Origin of the sequence: Streptomyces sp. H27-H5 (genome assembly GCF_026627505.1) — a bacterium.
GTDB lineage: Bacteria > Actinomycetota > Actinomycetes > Streptomycetales > Streptomycetaceae > Streptomyces.
Map to the genome: position 1 here is coordinate 113,800 of NZ_JAPNLK010000003.1, position 18,647 is coordinate 132,446.

Annotated in this window: 16 protein-coding genes and 1 tRNA gene; 11 read left to right on the forward strand and 6 right to left on the reverse strand. The window is 72.0% G+C overall.

Going from position 1 to position 18,647, the window contains the following annotated elements; all coding sequences use genetic code 11:
* Window positions 1-14 precede the first annotated feature (14 nt).
* Entirely contained in the window at window positions 15-857 is an 843-nt protein-coding gene (locus OTB19_RS02240) for a hypothetical protein (protein WP_267796210.1), read from the forward strand.
* On the opposite strand, the gene OTB19_RS02245 is transcribed toward OTB19_RS02240, so the two are convergent.
* Window positions 836-1,393, reverse strand: a complete 558-nt coding sequence (locus OTB19_RS02245) for an ABATE domain-containing protein (RefSeq protein WP_267796211.1) — start codon at window positions 1,391-1,393, stop codon at window positions 836-838. The genes OTB19_RS02240 and OTB19_RS02245 overlap by 22 nt on opposite strands.
* A gap of 81 nt (window positions 1,394-1,474) precedes the next feature.
* Here OTB19_RS02245 and OTB19_RS02250 point away from each other — a divergent pair, with 81 nt between their 5' ends.
* Entirely contained in the window at window positions 1,475-2,335 is an 861-nt protein-coding gene (locus tag OTB19_RS02250) for an alpha/beta fold hydrolase (RefSeq protein ID WP_267796212.1), read from the forward strand.
* A 109-nt stretch (window positions 2,336-2,444) separates the two neighbouring features.
* On the opposite strand, the gene OTB19_RS02255 is transcribed toward OTB19_RS02250, so the two are convergent.
* From OTB19_RS02255 to OTB19_RS02265, 3 genes are all read right to left on the reverse strand, one after another.
* Complete coding sequence (locus OTB19_RS02255) at window positions 2,445-3,329, reverse strand: cellulose-binding protein (RefSeq protein ID WP_267796213.1); 885 nt, start codon at window positions 3,327-3,329, stop codon at window positions 2,445-2,447.
* A 135-nt stretch (window positions 3,330-3,464) separates the two neighbouring features.
* Window positions 3,465-5,741: an SUKH-4 family immunity protein gene (locus OTB19_RS02260; protein WP_267796214.1), complete on the reverse strand. Its 2,277-nt coding sequence runs from the start codon at window positions 5,739-5,741 to the stop codon at window positions 3,465-3,467.
* A 7-nt stretch (window positions 5,742-5,748) separates the two neighbouring features.
* Window positions 5,749-6,744, reverse strand: a complete 996-nt coding sequence (locus OTB19_RS02265) for an SMI1/KNR4 family protein (protein ID WP_267796215.1) — start codon at window positions 6,742-6,744, stop codon at window positions 5,749-5,751.
* 241 nt (window positions 6,745-6,985) lie between these two features.
* Here OTB19_RS02265 and OTB19_RS02270 point away from each other — a divergent pair, with 241 nt between their 5' ends.
* The gene (locus tag OTB19_RS02270) at window positions 6,986-7,516 is read left to right on the forward strand and encodes a YwqJ-related putative deaminase (protein ID WP_267796216.1); all 531 of its coding nucleotides are present in this window, start codon (window positions 6,986-6,988) and stop codon (window positions 7,514-7,516) included.
* Between the two features lie 5 nt (window positions 7,517-7,521).
* Entirely contained in the window at window positions 7,522-8,040 is a 519-nt protein-coding gene (locus OTB19_RS02275; protein ID WP_267796217.1) for an SUKH-3 domain-containing protein, read from the forward strand.
* A 69-nt stretch (window positions 8,041-8,109) separates the two neighbouring features.
* Here the strand turns inward: OTB19_RS02275 and OTB19_RS02280 are convergent, their stop codons facing one another.
* Complete coding sequence (locus OTB19_RS02280) at window positions 8,110-9,369, reverse strand: sensor histidine kinase (protein ID WP_267796218.1); 1,260 nt, start codon at window positions 9,367-9,369, stop codon at window positions 8,110-8,112.
* Window positions 9,370-9,573: 204 nt separating this feature from the next.
* Between OTB19_RS02280 and OTB19_RS02285 the strand changes: the two genes are divergently transcribed.
* The 5 genes from OTB19_RS02285 (at window position 9,574) to pth (ending at window position 13,767) form a co-directional block, all read left to right on the forward strand.
* Window positions 9,574-9,645: transfer RNA gene (locus tag OTB19_RS02285), tRNA-Gln, on the forward strand.
* A gap of 108 nt (window positions 9,646-9,753) precedes the next feature.
* The gene (glmU, locus tag OTB19_RS02290) at window positions 9,754-11,199 is read left to right on the forward strand and encodes a bifunctional UDP-N-acetylglucosamine diphosphorylase/glucosamine-1-phosphate N-acetyltransferase GlmU (RefSeq protein ID WP_267796219.1); all 1,446 of its coding nucleotides are present in this window, start codon (window positions 9,754-9,756) and stop codon (window positions 11,197-11,199) included.
* 134 nt (window positions 11,200-11,333) lie between these two features.
* On the forward strand, window positions 11,334-12,311 hold the full coding sequence (locus OTB19_RS02295; protein WP_053679484.1) for a ribose-phosphate diphosphokinase: 978 nt from the start codon (window positions 11,334-11,336) through the stop codon (window positions 12,309-12,311).
* 192 nt (window positions 12,312-12,503) lie between these two features.
* On the forward strand, window positions 12,504-13,085 hold the full coding sequence (locus OTB19_RS02300; RefSeq protein WP_267796220.1) for a 50S ribosomal protein L25/general stress protein Ctc: 582 nt from the start codon (window positions 12,504-12,506) through the stop codon (window positions 13,083-13,085).
* Window positions 13,086-13,176: 91 nt separating this feature from the next.
* Window positions 13,177-13,767: an aminoacyl-tRNA hydrolase gene (gene pth, locus OTB19_RS02305; protein ID WP_053679488.1), complete on the forward strand. Its 591-nt coding sequence runs from the start codon at window positions 13,177-13,179 to the stop codon at window positions 13,765-13,767.
* Window positions 13,768-13,834: 67 nt separating this feature from the next.
* On the opposite strand, the gene ppc is transcribed toward pth, so the two are convergent.
* Entirely contained in the window at window positions 13,835-16,528 is a 2,694-nt protein-coding gene (ppc, locus tag OTB19_RS02310; RefSeq protein WP_267796246.1) for a phosphoenolpyruvate carboxylase, read from the reverse strand.
* A 423-nt stretch (window positions 16,529-16,951) separates the two neighbouring features.
* Between ppc and OTB19_RS02315 the strand changes: the two genes are divergently transcribed.
* Entirely contained in the window at window positions 16,952-17,932 is a 981-nt protein-coding gene (locus OTB19_RS02315; protein ID WP_267796221.1) for an acyl-CoA desaturase, read from the forward strand.
* Entirely contained in the window at window positions 17,929-18,603 is a 675-nt protein-coding gene (locus tag OTB19_RS02320; protein ID WP_053679491.1) for a TetR/AcrR family transcriptional regulator, read from the forward strand. The genes OTB19_RS02315 and OTB19_RS02320 overlap by 4 nt, the downstream gene beginning before the upstream one ends.
* Window positions 18,604-18,647 lie beyond the last annotated feature (44 nt).

Consider the following 18,647-nt stretch of genomic DNA (forward strand, 5'->3'; position numbering starts at 1 on the left):
ACCCGGGGGAACACATGACTTCCGCACTCTTCGCCCTGCTCTTACTGACGGCCCTGACCTGCCCCGTCGCCCTGCGACTGCGCCGCAACCCCGGCTTCGTCACCGGCCGCGACGGCCGGCTCTCCACCTCCACCACCCTGGCCCTGGCCTGGACGGTGATCCTGCTCTGGCTGCTGTTCACGATCCTCGCGTACGGGCTGACGGCCGGCGGCGGCGTCGACTGGTTCCAGGGCGAACACGGCCCGCTGTCCTCGCTGACCACGGTGTACCTGCCACTGCTCGGCGGCCCGTACGTGGCCCTCATCGCGGCGAAGACCGTCGTCGGGGTGCGCGTGGAGAACGGCAGCATGGCCAAACCCGCCCCGAAGCCGACCCCCGGCGGCCGCCGACCCCTGCGCGACCTCATCGCGAACGACAGCGGCCGGACCGACCTGATGGACCTCCAGTACGTCACCCTCAGCGCGGTCACGATGCTCTACGTCGTGCTGTTCTTCCTCTCGGACGTCGGCGGCGGGCTCCCCCGCCTCCCCTCGGAGATCTGGGCCCTGACCGGCGCCCCGGCGGGCGCCTACCTGGTGAACAAGATGGCCACCCGGGCCAACCCGGTGATCACCGACGTCGCCCTCGCCGACGGCGTCGTCACCGTGTCGGGCGGCGGCTTCCAGGACGCCCGGGTGAGCGTGGACGACACGGCCGTCCCCTCGACCCTGGACCCCACGACGTCCACCCTCACGGCCCCCCTCCCGGACGGAACCGCGCCCGCCTTCACCGTGGTGGTGACCTCACACGGCCTCAGGAGCGACCCGTACCACTACCCGCGCCCCGACTTCCCCGATCAGGCCCGGCGCCGCGCGTAGTAGCGGGCCACCCGCGCCCGGTTCCCGCACGCGCCCGCCACGCACCACCGCCGCCGCGGGTGCGCCGGGAGGAACAGCAGCACGCACTCCGCCCCCTCGCACTCCCGCACCTCCCCCACCCGCGGCCCGGTGAGCAGTTCCGCCACCGCCTCGGCGAGTTCCGCCGCGAGGCGCGCCGCCGGGTCGGCGGCCGGGCGCCGGCGATCGGCCGCCAGCCCGGCCCCGGCGGTCCAGGTCAGCTCCCGGTGGGCGGGGGCGCCCGCCAGGGCGGCGTTCAGCACGCGCAGCGCGTCGACCGGCGGCCGCTCACCGCCCCGTACGGCGGCCAACGCGGCCCGCGCCGCCTCCCGTACCGCGACCACCGCGGCCACCTCGGCCTCCCCGACCCCGCCGGCGACCGACCCCAACCGCCCGTCCTGTTCGGCCAACCACCCGGACAGGCCCTCGGGTTCGGCGATGAGGTCCCCGTCGGCGGGACGGGTGTTCAGCAGGTCGAGCGCGAGGTGCTCGCCGATCAGCGGAAAGTTCACAGTCACACAGCTAATGCTACCCAATCCCCTTGACCCATTAGCCCTGCTCCCCGAGACTAATGGAACAAGCACCCCAGGAGGCATGTGATGACCGTGGCCCGCATCCAGCACCGCACCGTCGACGTGGACGGCGTCACCGTCGCCTACCGCGAGAGCGGCCCGGCCGACGCCCCCGTACTGCTGCTCCTGCACGGCTTCCCGACCTCCTCCCACCAGTTCACCCGCCTCATGGACGCCCTGGCCGACACCCCGTACCGGCTCATCGCCCCCGACTATCCCGGCTTCGGCCGGACCGAGACCCCGAACGGGTTCACGTACTCCTTCGACCGGCTCGCGGACATCGTCGAGGGCTTCACCGACGCCCTCGCCCTGGACCGCTTCGCGCTGTACGTCTTCGACTTCGGCGCCCCGGTCGGCCTGCGGGTCGCCGCGCGGCGACCGGAGCGGGTGACGGGCCTCATCGTGCAGAACGGCAACGCGTACGAGGAGGGACTGTCGGACGCGGCCCGCGAGTTCGCCGGGCTGCGCCGGGAGGTCCCCGGCGACGAGGAGAAGGTCCGCGGACTGTTCACCGAGGAGGGCACCCGCTTCCAGTACGAGACCGGGGTCGCCGACACCGCGCTGATCTCCCCGGACTCCTGGACCCTGGACCAACACCACCTCGCCCGCCCCGGCCGCGCGGACGCCCAGGCCGACCTGGCCTTCGACTACGCGTCGAACTTCGCCCACTACCCCGCCTGGCAGGCATGGCTCCGCTCGGCGCGACTCCCCGTCCTGGTCCTCTGGGGCGCGGGCGACCCCTTCTTCACCCCGGCCGGAGCCAAGGCGTACCTGCGGGACGTGCCGGACGCGGAGGTACACGTCATCGAGGGCGCGGGCCACTTCGCCCTGGAAACCCACCTCCCCACCATCGCCCCCCTGATCGCGGCCTTCCTCCCCACCCTCTGACCGAGTCGCGCGAAGCGCCCCCGGCTCCGCCGGGCTTCCGGGGCTCCGCCCCGCGCCTCAAACGCCGGCGGGGCTGGATTGGCCGGACCGGCCCACCGCCCGGCCAGGGCTACGGTCCCGCCGGCGCCCTCCCCGTAAGCGCCGCCAGGCTCGCCCGTACGTGGTTCATGTGCGCCCGCATCTCGTCCTGCGCCTCCTCGTGCTCCCGCAGGACCCGTTCCGTCTCCCGCCCGACCCGTTCCTCCCGCACCCGCGCCTGCGCCAGCACCTCCGACGCCCGGGCCTCGGCGTCCTCCTGCCCGTGCCGCGCCGACTCCTCCGCCTCGGCGAAGGCCCGCCGCGCGTCCGCCAGCCGCGCCTCGGCGTGGCGTTCCAGCTCCGCGTTCCGGGCTTCCAGTTCGGCTTCCCGCGCCGCCAGTTCGCGTTCGGCCGCGTCCCGGCGGTCCGCGTGTTCCTGCTCGCGTTCCGCCAGCAGTTCCTCCGACCGGCGGCGCGTCTCGACGAGGGAGGCGTGCGCGTCCGACCGCCAGGCCGCCGCGTCGTCCCGGGCCTCGCCCAGGGCGTCGTCCGCCTCGCGGCGCGCCCGCAGCAGTCCTTGTCGGGCCCGGACCTCCGTCTGTTCCCGTACCGCTTCCGCGTCCTGCCGCGCCAGTTCGGTCACCCGGTCCGCGTGTGCCTCGGCGGCGCCCTGGGTGGCGAACACGTCGGCGCGCGCGTCCGCGCGTACGCAGTCCGCCTCCTCCTGTGCGAGCAGCAGGATCCGCCGGGCCCGTTCGCTCAGGTCGTCGTACGTCTGCGGGGTCAGCGTGGCGACCTGCTCGCGCAGCCGCTCCGCCTCCGTCTCCATCTGCTTGGCCAGGACGGTCAACCGTGCCACTCGCTCCCAGGCCTCGTCCCGGCTGCCCGACAGGCGCACGAGGTACCGGTCGACCTCTTCCGGCCGGTAACCGCGGCCGCGCACGGTCGCCAAACCCTGGGGACCGTGAGGTGACATGGGTGCACTCATCCTGAAGCGCCTCTCTCGCGGGGATTCCTGTCAAGGATGCGTCATTTGCGAGCAGAAGCCGGAATGGCCGGGCCGGAACCCCGTTCGAGGGTTCCGGCCCGGCCATTCACACCGACCCTCGGGTCAGAGGAGTCCGTCCCACATCTGTTCCAGCAGCACCGACCACCAGCTCTCCGGCGATGCCAGCGCCGCGCTGTCGAGGCCCGCCAGATTCGTCTGGAAATCGACCGTCCAGCGTCCCGCCTGCTCGGGCGTCAGGTGCTGGCGCAGCCGCCACATGTGCCCCAGCATCGCCAGCGACCGCACGAACTGCGGCAGGCTGGAGTTGACGAACTGCGGCGGTACCGGCGCACCGCCCGGCCCGGCCTCCACCGGGACCGCCACGATGTGCGCCGTCCCGTACTGCACGCAGAGCGCCTTGCCGAAGTCGCTTCCGACGACGAGGTACGAGCCCGCGTCCGACGCCGGCTGCACCTGCCGCTGCGCCGCCAACTCGGCGAGTGTCGGCACCGGCTGGCCGGGCACGGCCTGCGCCCAGAAGAACGGGCCGAAGTCCACCGGCAGTCCCGACCACATGAGGGTCTGCGCCACGATCTCCGGCACGCCCTGTCGGGACACGGCCCGCTGGTCGAAGCGGAACACGCCCTGCGGGCCGAACGCCCCGGCCAGCTCCTGGGCGATCGCGTCCAACGGGATCGCCGGCTGGAGCGGGACCTGCGGCAGCGGGGCCCGTACCGGTGCGGGGCGCGCCGGACCGTCCGCCACCTGGTGGAGTTCGCTCTGGTGGGTGATGAGGTGGCGCATGCCCTGCTGACGGCTCGCGTGGTCCGTTCCGTACGGGGCCACGCTCGTGATCCGGACCTGGGGCCAGGTCTCGCGGATCATCCGCGCGCAGTAGCCGCCGGGCAGCTCGCAGGACCCCAACTCCGTGTGTAGTTCCAGCACCTGCTGCGGCGGCACGTTCATGGCGCGCAGCTCGTGCAGGATCTGCCACTCGGGGTGCGGGGTGCCGGGCGCCGAGCGGCGGATCAGCTGCTGCTCGGAGCCGTCGGGCGCGCGGTAGCGCAGCACGGCCTGGTAACCGGGGCCGACGGTGGGCACGCCGGACGCGGCGGGCGCCGGTGCCATGGGCTGCGGCGCCGGACCGACGGGCGCGCCGGGCGGACCGGGCGGCTGGGGTGCGCCGGGGCCGGCGAGCATCGTCGCGGCGTGGTGCGGCGTCCCGCCCCCGGGAGTACCGGGAGCCCCGGGCGCGCCGGGAGGCCTCGGCGGCTGTACGACGGCCGGACCCGCCAACATCGTCGCGGCATGGTCGATCCCCGCGCCGGAAGAACCGGCGGAACCGGAACCACCGGGCGCACCCGGAGCCCCGGGCGGACCCGGAGGCGTCGGCGCACCCGGACCCGCCGGACCCACACCCGGACCCGCGAGCATCGTCGCGGCATGGTCCACCCCACCACCGGGCGCACCCGGCGGTCGCGGCGGGACGGGCGGCTGTCCGGGAGCGGAGGCTCCGGGCGCTCCGGGCGGCCCGGGCGGGCTCACGGACGCGCCCGAACCCGGCCGGGAGAGCTGGGCCTTGCTCGTCGGCGCGTCGGCGATGTCACCCGCGTCCGGCCCGTGCCCCAGGGCGGGCACGACCGCGGTCCGCGGCAGCCGGCTGCCACCGGCCATGAGCTGTGTCTGCGCGTCGGGGGCCGCCGCGGCCGGCGCGTCCTCCAGGTCCGACCCGGACAGCGGCGGCGCGAACACCGTCGCCGGCAGGGGTACGGAGCCCTCGTCCGCGCCGGAGTTCACATCGGTGCCGGCCCACGGCGTGGCCCCGACCGGGACCCCGTCGTTGGCGGTCGGCTCGTACGGGACCTCGCCGCCGCGCCGCAACGGCACGACGTCGCCGGGGGCGTCCGGCGCCGGGGTGGCGGGAGCGGAAGGGCTCCCGAGCGCGTCGACGGACTCCGCCGGAGCGGCTCCCCCATCCGACGACGGGCCCGCGTCCGACGAGGCCTCGGCCGGTGCCCGCGGGATCCCCGCACGGTCCGCCGCCTCCTGCAACCACTCGGGGGGGCTCAGCATGAACGAGGTCTGTTCCGAGTCGATCCGCGGCGGCGGAACCGAAGCCTCCGAGCCCGCCGGAGCGGTCGCGGCCCCGTACTCCTCCTCGTACCGCCGGATCACCTCACCCACCGGCAGCCCCGGCCACAGCGTCACCTCACCGCTGTCCCGCGCGATGACCAGCCGCTGCCGGCCGCCACCGGACACCGGACCGGCCGCCCGGTCCTCGGCCCACACCACGAAGCCCAGCCCGAACTCCCGCACCCGCACCTCACGGTGCTGGTACGCGGGCACGTCCCCGTTGATCCACTCCTCGGCGCGTTCCTGCGCCTGTGCGAACGTCACCATCGCGCCGTCACCCCTCCACCGGCGCGGAACCCGCCACCGGAACCGAACGAGCGAATCCGCCGTCCACCATCAGACCGGCCACCGTCTCCAGCTCCGGCGGGTTACCCGCCAAACGTTCGAGAAAGGCGTCGAAATCGGCACCGCACGGCAGCAACAGTCGCTCCACGCGCTCCTGCACCGACCAGCCGTCCCGGTCGCGCGCGTCGTCGTACGGAGAGAACCACACGGAGCCGATCCCCTCGCCCTTCACCTTCACCGCGAGCAGACCGCCCTGCGCGAAGGCCACGCACAGGTAGTCCTTCGTCAGGTGGTCCCGCAGACACTTGTTGACGTAGACGAGGTCGTTGACCGCCGCTTCCTCGCGCACCGTGAAGAACGGCTGGTCGACCAGCACCCCGAGGTCCACGTCCAGGCCCCCGCCCACCGGCGCGCAGCCGCCCGCCGCCTTCAGGAACGACCGGTACGCCTCCGGCAGCCGGTAGCCGAGGTCCTCCTCGACGCCCTGCACCTGCTGCTCGGACACCGACACCACCGTCTTCGGCAGCCCCAGGTGCGCCGGGCGCACTTCCTGGAGGGGTCGCGTGCCGCGCTTCTCGTGGTCCACGGGCGCCGTCGCCAGGCCCGCGTGGTGCCGCAGCAGCGCCTTCACCTCGACGGGGACCAGCTCCATCCGCCGCGAACCGGCCACGTGGTGCCAGGTCCATCCGTGCGGGGTCGCCACCGGGCCGACGGTGTCCCACAGCTCGTGGCCCGCCTCCCGCATCGCCGCGTTGGCGGACACGTAGTCCGTCAGGCGCAGCTCGTCCACGCCGAAGCCCTCCGGCGGCTCGGCGATCTCCACCGCGGCGCGCGCGTAGGGCGAGAAATCGGGATGCCCGTCCCCGCTGATCCGTACTCCGTGGGGATGCCGAGCGGCCCGGACCGGGTCCGGGAAATGCACGACCTGCCCCGAGTAAGCGGCGTTGGGTGGCGCGGCCTGCTGCCCGAGCCGACCTGTCGTCATGGCGGTAGCCCCCTGCTGGATCTGGCTGGTTCACCACAGCCTATGTGCTCGGGCAAGGGGCTCACCCGCAGCCGAAGCAGCATGCCGGCTACACCCCCTCACATGGGGTGGGAAGAGCCGAATTGATACGAATATTCGACCCCGCTTCCCCACCACAGGGGACATTTGACAGGCTGTCCCCGCAGCACGGGGGCGTGCGCGACAGCGGCCCGCACCGCCGCCACGGGAGGGAACACGCAGCATGCAGAACACGGCAACACGCACAGACCGGACGGAACCGACGGAAGCCGGCCCCGCCGGCGATCCCCGCCTGCGCTGGAGCAGCACCGACGGCCCCGCCGTCCCCGTGCTCCGCTTCCGGCGCGACGGCATCCTCCCCACCGTCGCCGCCGCCCTGTCCGTACGCGGGGAGACCCTCACCGGCACCGCCGGGAAGGCCGACCAGCCACCCGTGCTGCACCCGCTCGTCCAGGACTTCCTCGACACCCTCACCAGCGGACAGCGGGAACGGTTCACCGGCCGATGCCCGGAAGCGATGCTCCTTTCCCGCCATCTCGCCGGCGTCGAGGGCGCCCGCAGCAAGCGCGCCTCCCGCAAGCCGCTGACGGCGAGCGAGGCGCGCCGTTCCCTGAAACAGGCCAGGATCACCGCCCGCCGCATCCGCGAGGACGGCGACCCGCTCCACGGGACCTACGCGCCCCCGTGCCGCTCCTGCGACGCCCTCCTCGCCCACTTCGGCGTACGTTCCGTCGACCTCACCCACTCCGAGTAGCCGCCATGAGCACCTCGTCCCCCTCGTCCGCCTCCTACGACCGTTCCTCGGCGACCCGTTTCCCGGGGCCGGTGGACTCCGCGCTGCGCACCGCCGGTTGGGAGCCGGGCCGCTGGGACATCAAGCAGGCCGAGTACTGGGCCGACGCCCTGCGCGACCACACCACCCCCGCCGGGCACCGGCACACCGTCTTCCCGGCGGCCGTCGAGGCCTGGGCCGAGTTCGGCGGTCTGACCGTGGCCGGGCCCGGGCCCGGCCGTCAGATAGCCCCCGCCCGCGTACGCCTGGACCCGCTCACCGGGCTCCACCTGGCCCGCACCTTCTGCGACCTCGGCCGCGCCCTGTCGACCGAGCTGAGCCCGCTCGGCTCCGAGACCGACGGCGGCTCGCACCTCGCCATCGACCGCGAGGGCCGTGTCTACGGCATCGACCACACCGGCGACTGGTTCCTCGGCGCGAGCCTCGACGAGGCGCTGGCCCTGCTCCTCACGGGTCTCCAGCCGGTCCGTCTCACCACGGGCTGACCCCGGTCGGGGGTCGGGGGCCGCCCGCTCCCCCGACCTCCGGGTGCCCGCGTGCGGGGAAGTCGTCCCCTACCGCCGCTCGCGCGGCAGGACCGCGGACACCTTGAAGCCGCCGTCGTCCGTCGGCCCCGAGACGAACACCCCGCCGAGTCCGAGCACCCGTTCGCGCATCCCCACCAGTCCGTTGCCGCCGCTGGGCAGTCCCGGTTCGGCGGCCTTGCCGTCACACGGCCCGTTCTCCACCTGCATGGCCACCTCACCGTCCCGGTGGGCCAGCCGTACGACGACCTTCGCGCCCGGCGCGTGCTTGTGGCAGTTGGTCAACGCCTCCTGCACCACGCGGTACGCGGTCTGTTCGACCTCGGCCGGATAGCCGGGGCACTCGCCCCGCACGTCCAGTTCGACGACCATCCCCGCCGTGCGGGACTGCCCGACCAGCGCCTCCAGTTCGTCCATCGACGGCCCGTCCTCGAAGATCCCCACCAACGCCGGCCGCGCCAGGGAGGCACTGGCCGGCTTCGGCGACTCGGCCCGCAGCACGCCCAGCATCTCGCGCAGTTCCGTCAGCGCCTGCCGCCCCATGTCGCCCACCAGGGCAGCGTTCTTCACGGCCTTCACGGGATCCTTCGCGGCCACCGCCTGGAGGGCCGCCGCGTGCACCACCATCAGCGACACCCGGTGGGCGACCACGTCGTGCATCTCGCGCGCGATCCGCGTCCGTTCCTCCGTGCGGGCCCACTCGGCCCGCTCCTCCGCGCGGTCCGCCAACAGCGACAGTTCCCGCTCCAGCGAGTCCGCGCGTTCGTGGAGGCTCTCCATCAACCGGCGGCGCGCCCCGATGTACAGCCCGAGCAGCACCGGCGGCACGGTCAGCGCCACCGCCACGAACACGGACAGCACGACCACGAGCGTCCCGTCGGCCTCCACGTCCCCGCGCGTCCGCATGTACATCACGACGAACGTCCCGGCCAGCGACATCGACGCGAGCGTGGCGGTGATCCGGCGGGGCACGTCGGAGGAGGCCAGCGTGTACAGGCCCACCACCGCGAGGAGGAACCCCATCGCGGCGGGGGTGACGGCGATGGCCACCAGCACCACGGCGATGGGCCACCTGCGTCGCAGCACGAGCGTGGCCCCCACCACGAGCCCGAACAGCACCCCGAGGACCACGGGAATGCCGGCCTCGTGGGCGAAGGGCACCCCCTCGACGGCGCACTCGGCGGCGGACACCACACCGAGTCCCACGTCCAGCGCGGCGCTCCGCCGCCTCTCCCACCACCAGGGGCCGTCGCGCCCCATCCCGTCCCGCTCTTCCCCCGTACTGGTCATGCCGTCCAGCCTACGCAGGGGCCCCGGTCGGCAGGCGAGCGAAATTCCCGGGGACGAGGGCGCGCGACACCCCTCACGCGCGCCGCGCGACGCGCGTACTGCAAGGCACCGATCCATACCGTCGCGATGAGGGGCGGTGGTGCGGCATAGTAGGTCTCGTCGACTCGACCACCAGGGAGTAATGTCCGGTCAAGTCACGGTTGATCCCCTGTGGTGTAATTGGCAGCACTGAGGCTTTTGGTGCCTTATGTCCGGGTTCGAGTCCTGGCGGGGGAGCTTTCACACATGCGGGTCCCGACCTCCGGTCGGGACCCGGCTTCGTTTCCGCCCCCCGGCCCCCGGCTATCCTTCACGGGTCCACCCCCGAAGCCGAAGGGCACCCCCGTGAGCGCAACCCGCCCGGCAGCCGTCGTCGTACTCGCAGCGGGTGAAGGCACCCGCATGAAGTCGGCCACACCGAAGGTTCTGCACGAGATCAGCGGGCGTTCGCTCGTCGGTCACGTCGTCGCCGCCTCGCGCGAGCTCGACCCCGCACACCTCGTGGTCGTCGTCGGCCACGCACGCGAGCAGGTCACCGCGCACCTCGCCGACATCGACGCCGATGTCCGCACGGCCGTCCAGTACGAGCAGAACGGCACCGGACACGCCGTCCGGATGGCCCTCGAAGAACTCGGCGGCGAGCAGACCGGCACCGTGGTCGTCGTCTGCGGCGACACCCCGCTGCTGACCGGCGAGACCCTCGCCGAACTCACCGCCACGCACGAGGCCGACGGCAACGCCGTCACCGTGCTGACCGCCGAGGTGCCCGACTCGACCGGCTACGGCCGCATCATCCGCGGCGCCGACGGCGCCGTGACCGCGATCGTCGAGCACAAGGACGCCACCGACGCGCAGCGCGCGATCCGTGAGATCAACTCGGGGGTCTTCGCGTTCGACGGGGCCCTGCTGAGCGACGCGCTGGGCAAGGTCCGCACGGACAACAGCCAGGGCGAGGAGTACCTCACCGACGTGCTCGGCATCCTGCGCGAGGCCGGCCACCGCGTCGGCGCGGCGGTCGGCGCCGACCACCGTCAGATCCTCGGCATCAACAACCGGGTGCAACTCGCCCAGGCACGGGCCCTGCTGAACGCGCGCCTGCTGGAGAACGCGATGCTCTCCGGCGTGACCGTCGTCGACCCGGCGAGCACGCTGGTGGACGTGACGGTCACCTTCGGGCAGGACGCGGTCATCCACCCGGGTACGCAGCTCCTGGGTGCCACGCACATCGCGGAGGGCGCCGAGGTCGGCCCCAACACCCGCCTGAAGGACACCCGGGTCGGCCCCCGGGCGCGCGTCGACAACACGGTGGCGGACACCGCCGTGATCGGCGAGTCGGCGTCCGTCGGCCCGTTCGCGTACCTGCGTCCGGGGACGAACCTCGGCCTGAAGGCCAAGGCCGGCACCTACGTCGAGATGAAGAACGCGACCATCGGCGAGGGCACCAAGGTGCCGCACCTCTCGTACGTGGGCGACGCGACCATCGGCGAGTACACGAACATCGGTGCGGCCAGCGTGTTCGTGAACTACGACGGCGAGAACAAGCACCACACGACCATCGGTTCACACTGCAAGACGGGCTCGGACAACATGTTTGTGGCGCCCATCACCATCGGGGACGGCGCCTACACGGCGGCCGGCTCGGTGATCACGAAGGACGTCCCGGCCGGCGCGCTGGCCGTGGCCCGTGGCCAGCAGCGGAATATCGAGGGTTGGGTGGCCCGCAAGCGTCCGGGGAGCGCCGCGGCGACGGCGGCCCAGTCGGTGGCTCCGGAGGACTCCGACGGCCGTTGAGGTGAACTGACCGGAAACAGGTGCGCCCTGGACGGCGTACCGTGATAGGTGCACGCAATTCGGCTGGCTCACCGTGTGCGGGACGGACGCGCACGGGGGCGAGCAGCTTTCCACACGTCTGAGGAGACAGTGCTGTGACCGGGATCAAGACGACCGGCGAGAAGAAGCTGATGCTCTTCTCCGGCCGCGCCCACCCCGAGCTGGCCGAGGAGGTCGCACACCAGTTGGGTGTCGGTCTCGTGCCGACCAAGGCTTTCGACTTCGCGAACGGTGAGATCTACGTCCGCTTCCAGGAGTCGGCTCGTGGCGCGGACTGCTTCCTGATCCAGAGCCACACGGCTCCGATCAACAAGTGGATCATGGAGCAGCTGATCATGATCGACGCGCTGAAGCGTGCGTCGGCCCGCTCCATCACCGTGATCGTCCCGTCCTACGGGTACGCCCGCCAGGACAAGAAGCACAAGGGCCGCGAGCCGATCTCGGCGCGCCTGGTCGCGGACCTGCTGAAGACGGCCGGTGCGGACCGCATCCTGACCGTCGACCTGCACACCGACCAGATCCAGGGCTTCTTCGACGGCCCGGTCGACCACCTGTCCGCCCTCACCGTCCTCGCGGACTACGTCGGCGCCAAGGTGGACCGCACCAAGCTCACGATCGTCTCCCCGGACGCCGGTCGCGTGCGCGTGGCCGACCGCTGGTGCGACCGTCTGGACGCGCCGCTGGCCATCGTGCACAAGCGCCGCGACAAGGACGTCGCCAACCAGGTGACCGTCCACGAGGTCGTCGGTGAGGTCAAGGGCCGCGTCTGCGTCCTGGTCGACGACATGATCGACACGGGTGGCACCATCTGCGCCGCCGCCGACGCGCTGTTCGCGCACGGCGCGGAGGACGTCATCGTGACGGCCACGCACGGCATCCTGTCCGGCCCCGCGGCCGACCGCCTGAAGAACTCCAAGGTCAGCGAGTTCGTGTTCACGAACACCCTGCCCGACCCGTCGGACCTGGAGCTCGACAAGATCACGGTGCTGTCGATCGCCCCGATGATCGCGCGCGCCGTGCGCGAGGTCTTCGAGGACGGCTCGGTCACCAGCCTGTTCGAGGAGCAGCAGTAGGCGCTCCCGCCGCTGCGCGGTAGATCCTTTTGGGTACGGCCTCCCGGCCGGGTAGACTCCACGAGTTGCTCGGCGAGGGAGGCCGTACCTGTTCACACGGGTGTCGGCGCTCCGTTATCGACGCGCTCTTCGTAGCAGGCCGTTCCGGCCGGGTGACTGTCGTCCATTTCCGTCACCCCACGAGGAGTGAGCATGTCCGAGGTCAAGCTTTCCGCCCAGCTCCGTGACACCTTCGGCAAGGGCTCTGCCCGTCAGGCGCGTCGCGACGCCCTGACCCCCGCCGTCATCTACGGCCACGGCACCGACCCGAAGCACGTCAACGTCGACGCCCACGCCCTTCAGCTGGCGCTGCGCACCCCGAACGTCCTGCTCTCCCTGGACCTCGGCGACGCCGGCACCGAGCTGGTCATCCCGAAGGCCGTGCAGAAGCACCCCCTGAAGCGCACGATCTCCCACGTCGACTTCCTGATCGTCAAGAAGGGCGAGAAGGTCACCGTCGACGTCGCGATCGTCACCGAGGGCGAGCTGGCCGCCGGCGGCAACATGCTGGAGACCCTCCAGAACACCATCTCCGTCGAGGCCGAGGCCACCCACATCCCGACCGAGGTCACCGTCTCCATCGCGGGCCTCGAGGCCGGCGACACCATCCACGCCAAGGACCTGGTCCTCCCGAAGGGCACCACCCTGGCCGTCGACGGCGACATCGCCGTCCTCCAGGTCGTCGCCCCGCAGGCCGAGGAGCCGACCGCCGAGGCCGAGGGCACCGAGGCCTGAGCCTCGCCCTCCCCTCTCGGCACTTGCTGAACGACCGCCGTCCGGCTCCACTGGAGCGGGACGGCGGTCGTCTTCGTTAAGGAGCTTTTTGATGTCGGACGACACGGCCCCCTGGCTGATCGTCGGTCTCGGGAACCCCGGGGCGGAGTACGCGGGCAACCGCCACAACATCGGGTTCATGGTCGTGGACCTGCTGGCCGAGCGGATGCGCGGCAAGTTCAAGGCGCACAAGGCGCGGGCGCAGGTGGTCGAGGGCCGGATCGGCCCGCCCGGCCCGGCGAACCGTCGGGTGGTGCTGGCCAAGCCCATGTCGTTCATGAACCTGTCGGGCGGCCCGGTGACGGCGCTGCGCGACTTCTACAAGGTTCCGTTGGACCGGATCGTCGCGGTCCACGACGAGTTGGACATCGACTACCCGACGCTGCGCCTGAAGCTGGGCGGCGGGGACAACGGCCACAACGGCCTGAAGTCGATGACGAAGGCGATGGGGCCGGACTACCACCGGGTCCGCTGCGGCATCGGCCGGCCGCCGGGCCGGATGCAGGTGGCGGACTTCGTGCTGAAGGACTTCTCGTCCACGGAGCGCAAGGAGCTGGACTGGTTCGTCGACCGTTCGGCGGACGCGGTGGAGTGTCTGATCCAGGAGGGTCTGGAGCGCGCGCAGTCCACCTACAACTCCTGACGGAGACCACACACGAAGGAAGCCCCCGCCGATCCGGCGGGGGCTTCCTTCGCGTGTGCGGGGTGCGTCAGCCGGTGTTGCGCAGACCGGCGGCGACTCCGTTGACGGTGAGCAGCAGGGCTCGGGCGAGCAGCGGGTCGGCCTCCTCGCCGCGCTCGGCCGCGGCGCGCTGGCGGGCCAGCAGGGAGACCTGGAGGTAGGAGATCGGGTCCAGGTAGGCGTCACGGACGGCGAAGGTCTGCTGGAGCACCGGGTGGGAGTCCAGGAGCTCGTGGCCGCCGGTGATGCGCAGCACCTCGCGGACGGTCAGCTCGTGTTCGGCCTCGATGCGGGCGAAGACGTGCTTCAGCTCGTCGGGGACGAGGGTGTCCACGTAGTGCCGGGCGATCCGCAGGTCGGTCTTGGCCAGGGTCATCTCGACGTTGGACAGGAAGTTGCGGAAGAAGTGCCACCGCTCTCCCATCTCGCTGAGGACCATGTCCTGGCCGGCCTCGCGGAGGGCCTTGAGGCCCGAGCCGACGCCGTACCAGCCGGGCACGATCTGGCGGGACTGGGTCCAGCCGAACACCCACGGGATGGCGCGCAGGCCGTCGAGGCCGGCTCCGGAGTCGGGGCGGCGGGAGGGCCGGGACCCGAGGTGGAGGTCGGCGAGCTGGTCGACGGGGGTCGCGGCGAAGAAGTACGCCGGCAGGTCGGGGTCCTCGACGAGCGCGCGGTAGGCGCCGTGCGCGGCGTCGGAGACGGTGTCCATGGCGGCGTCCCAGCGGGCGAGGTCGTCGTCGGACTGGCGCGGGGCGGTGTGCAGGGCGGAGGCCTGCAGGGTGGCCGCGACGGTCAGTTCGAGGTTCTCGCGGGCCAGGGACGGGACGAGGTACTTGTCGGAGATGACCTCGCCCTGCTCGGTGACCTTGATCTCGCCTTCGAGGGTGCCCCAGGGCTGGGCGAGGATCGCGTCGTGCGAGGGGCCGCCGCCGCGGCCGACGGTGCCGCCGCGGCCGTGGAACAGGCGCAGGCGGACCCCGTAGCGGTGGGCGACGTCCCGCAACCGGCGCTGGGCACGGTGGATCTCCCACTGGCTGGTGGTGATGCCGCCGAACTTGCTGGAGTCGGAGTAGCCGAGCATGACCTCCTGGACGTCGCCGCGCAGGGAGACGAGGCGCCGGTAGGAGGGGTCGGCGAGCATGGCGTCGAGGATGACGTCGGCGGCCTTGAGCTCGTCGGTGGTCTCCAGGAGCGGCACGATGCCGATCTTGGCCCAGCCGGCGTGGAGGTCGATGAGGCCCGCCTCGCGGGCGAGGACGGCGGCGGCGAAGACGTCGTCGGCGCCCTGGCACATCGAGATGATGTACGACTCGATGACCTCGGGGCCGAACTTCTCGAAGGCGTCCTTGATGGCGCCGAAGACGCCGAGGGTCTTCTGTCCGGCGGCGTCGAGCGGCGCGGGCGTGGGCGCGAGGGGCCGACGGGAGCGGAGCTCCTTCGCGAGGAGCTTGCCGCGGTAGTCGCGGGGCATGTCGGCGTAGCGCCAGGACTCCTCGCCGAGCCGGTCGAAGAGCTGGCCGAGCGCGTGGTGGTGCGCGTCGGCGTGCTCGCGCACGTCCATGGTGGCGAGCTGGAGCCCGAAGGCGGCCAGGGTGCGGATGGTGCGGTCCATGCGGCCGTCGGCGAAGAGGGCGCCGCGGTGTTCGCGCAGGGACGTCTGGATGAGGGTGAGGTCCGTGAGGAGCTCGGCGGTGCCGAGGTAGTCGCGGCCTTCCTCGTGGCCGGTGCCCTTGGCGAGGCGCTCGCGGGTGTTGACGAGCTTCTGCCGGATGCAGGTGGCCTTGAGGCGGTAGGGCTCCTCGGCGTTCAGCCGCTTGTAGCGGGGGCTGATCTCGGGGAGTCGCTCCAGGTCCGCCTGGAGGGAGTCGAGGAGTTCCTCGGTGGCCCCGGTGTAGCGGATGGAGTTGGACAGGAGTCCGCGCAGGAAGTCGACGAGTTCGAGGGCGTCGGTGATGCCGTGCTCGTGCTGGAGGATCAGCACGTCCCGGGTGACGTCGGGGGTGACGTTCGGGTTGCCGTCGCGGTCGCCGCCGATCCAGGTGCCGAAGGTGAGCGGGCGGGTGCCGGCCGGGATCTCGACGCCGACGCGCTGGAGTTCGGCGGCGAGGTCTTCGAGGACGTCACCGACGGCGCCGGCGTGCAGCTCGTCGAGGTAGTAGATGGCGTTGCGGGCCTCGTCGGCGGGCTCGGGACGCACGACGCGCAGCTCGTCGGTCTGCCAGACGAGGTCGATGTTCTCGGCGAGGCGCAGGTCGTGGCGGCGACGGTCGCCCGCCCCGGTGACGGGCTCCTCCAGGAGCGCGGCGATGCGGCGCAGCTTGTTGAGGACGCTGCGGCGGGCCGCCTCGGTGGGGTGCGCGGTGAAGACCGGGCGGACGTTGAGGTTCTTGACCGTCTCGCGCAGGTGCTCGGGGTCGGCGTCCTTGAGCATGTCGGCGGTGCGGGCGAGGAGCCCGCCCTCGGCGGCGCGGTGGGCGCGCAGTTCCTTGCCGCGGTGCACCTGCTCGGTGACGTTGGCGAGGTGGAAGTACGTGGAGAAGGCGCGCACCAGCTTGGCGGCGGTCTCCAGGTCGGTGTCCCCGAGCAGCTCGGCGGCGGCTTCGCCGTCGGTGCGGGTGAGCGCGCGGACGCGTTCGACGAGGTCGAGGAGGTCTTGGCCCTCTTGGCGTACGAGGGTCTCCCCGAGGAGGTCTCCGAGGCGGCGGATGTCCGCGCGCAGCTCGGCGTTCGCGGTTTCGGCCCGGTCGGTGTCGGCCTGGGTGACGGGGGCCTGGGGGGCCTGGTCAGCACTGCTCACAGGTGCGGCTCCTTGCAGTGTTCGAGCGCTACTGGGCGGTGGGCTCCCTGCCGTGCGCCGCGGCGCCTCCCGGATCTCGTCCGGGGGGTGTCCCCGCTGGTGCGCAGCTCGGGCTGCCCGTGCGGACCGCGCTGTCCGACGTGACCAGGATAGGTGTCCCGTGCCGGTGCCCCGGCAGAGCCGTGCGTACCGGACGGTAGCGGCGGTTTGTCCGACTCGACCGCCGACCCGCGGCCCTCTTGCCCCGCACGGGACCTTTGCCATACTTACGATGCCGTAACTTACGGGTCCGTAGGGTCCCCCGTAAGGGCACCTGCCGTCTCCCTCACCCCCCAGGGGATCACTGTGACCATCAGTTCAGATCTGATCGAGGACGCGTCCGCGCCCTCCGATACGCCCGAACCGTCGGCGACGCTCGGTGGCGAGAACAAGCGTTCCGTCGAGCAGATCGCCCTGCTGCTGTTCATCACCCTCCCCTTCGTGGCCCTGCTGGCGGCGATTCCGCTGGCCTGGGGCTGGGGGGTGAGCTGGCTGGACGTCGGCCTGATGGTGTTCATGTACTTCCTGGCCTGCCACGGCATCACCATCGGCTTCCACCGCTACTTCACGCACGGTTCCTTCAAGGCGAAGCGGCCGCTGCGGATCGCGCTGGCGATCATGGGCTCGATGGCGGTGGAGGGTCCGCTGGTGCGCTGGGTGGCCGACCACCGCAAGCACCACAAGTTCTCCGACCACGAGGGCGACCCGCATTCGCCGTGGCGGTTCGGCGAGACGCTGCCGGCGCTGATGAAGGGCCTGTGGTGGGCGCACATCGGGTGGCTCTTCGACGAGGAGCAGACCGACCAGCAGAAGTACGCGCCCGACCTGATCAAGGATCCGGCGATCCGGCGGATCTCGCGGGACTTCATCTACTGGACGATGTTCTCGCTGGCGCTGCCGCCGCTGGTCGGTGGTCTGGTGACGATGTCCTGGTGGGGCGCCTTCACGGCGTTCTTCTGGGGCTCGCTGGTGCGCGTGGCGCTGCTGCACCACGTGACGTGGTCGATCAACTCGATCTGCCACGCGGTGGGCAAGCGTCCGTTCAAGTCGCGCGACCGCAGTGGCAACGTGTGGTGGCTGGCGGTGCTGTCGTGCGGCGAGTCCTGGCACAACCTGCACCACGCCGATCCGACGTCGGCCCGGCACGGTGTGCTGCGCGGGCAGGTGGACTCCAGCGCCCGGCTGATCCGCTGGTTCGAGCAGCTGGGCTGGGCCTCTGACGTGCGGTGGCCGTCCGAGGCGCGCATCGACGCCCGGCGCAAGGAAAAGTCCTCGAACGCGGCATGATGGGGGACGTGGCGATCGACGGCAGCAGTTCCAGCAGCGACAAGCCCCGGCGCGGCCGCCGGGTCCGGATGACGGGCGCCGAACGGCGTCAGCAACTGCTGGACATCGGCCGCACCCTGTTCGCCGAGAAGGGCTTCGAGGGCACGTCGGTGGAGGAGATCGCGGCCAAGGCCGGGGTGTCCAAGCCGGTGGTGTACGAGCACTTCGGCGGCAAGGAGGGCCTGTACGCGGTCGTCGTGGACCGGGAGATGCGCCAGCTGCTGGACGGGGTGACGGGTGCGCTGACCGCCGGGCATCCGCGGGAGCTGCTGGAGCAGGCGGCGTTCGCGCTGCTGGACTACATCGAGAACTACACGGACGGTTTCCGGATCCTGGTCCGGGACTCTCCGGTGGCGCAGTCGACGGGCACGTTCGCGTCGCTGATCAGTGACATCGCCACTCAGGTGGAGGACATCCTCGGGTTGGAGTTCAAGGCCCGGGGCTTCGATCCGAAGCTGGCGCCGCTGTACGCGCAGGCCCTGGTGGGCATGGTGGCGCTGACCGGGCAGTGGTGGCTGGAGACGCGGCAGCCGAAGAAGGCCGAGGTCGCCGCGCACCTGGTGAACCTGTCCTGGCACGGGCTGGAGAACCTGGAGGCGAAGCCTCGGCTGGTGGGTCACCGCAAGAGCTGATCGAACCCGCCGCGGAGCGGTTGGTGCCCGGGCCCGGAGGCCCG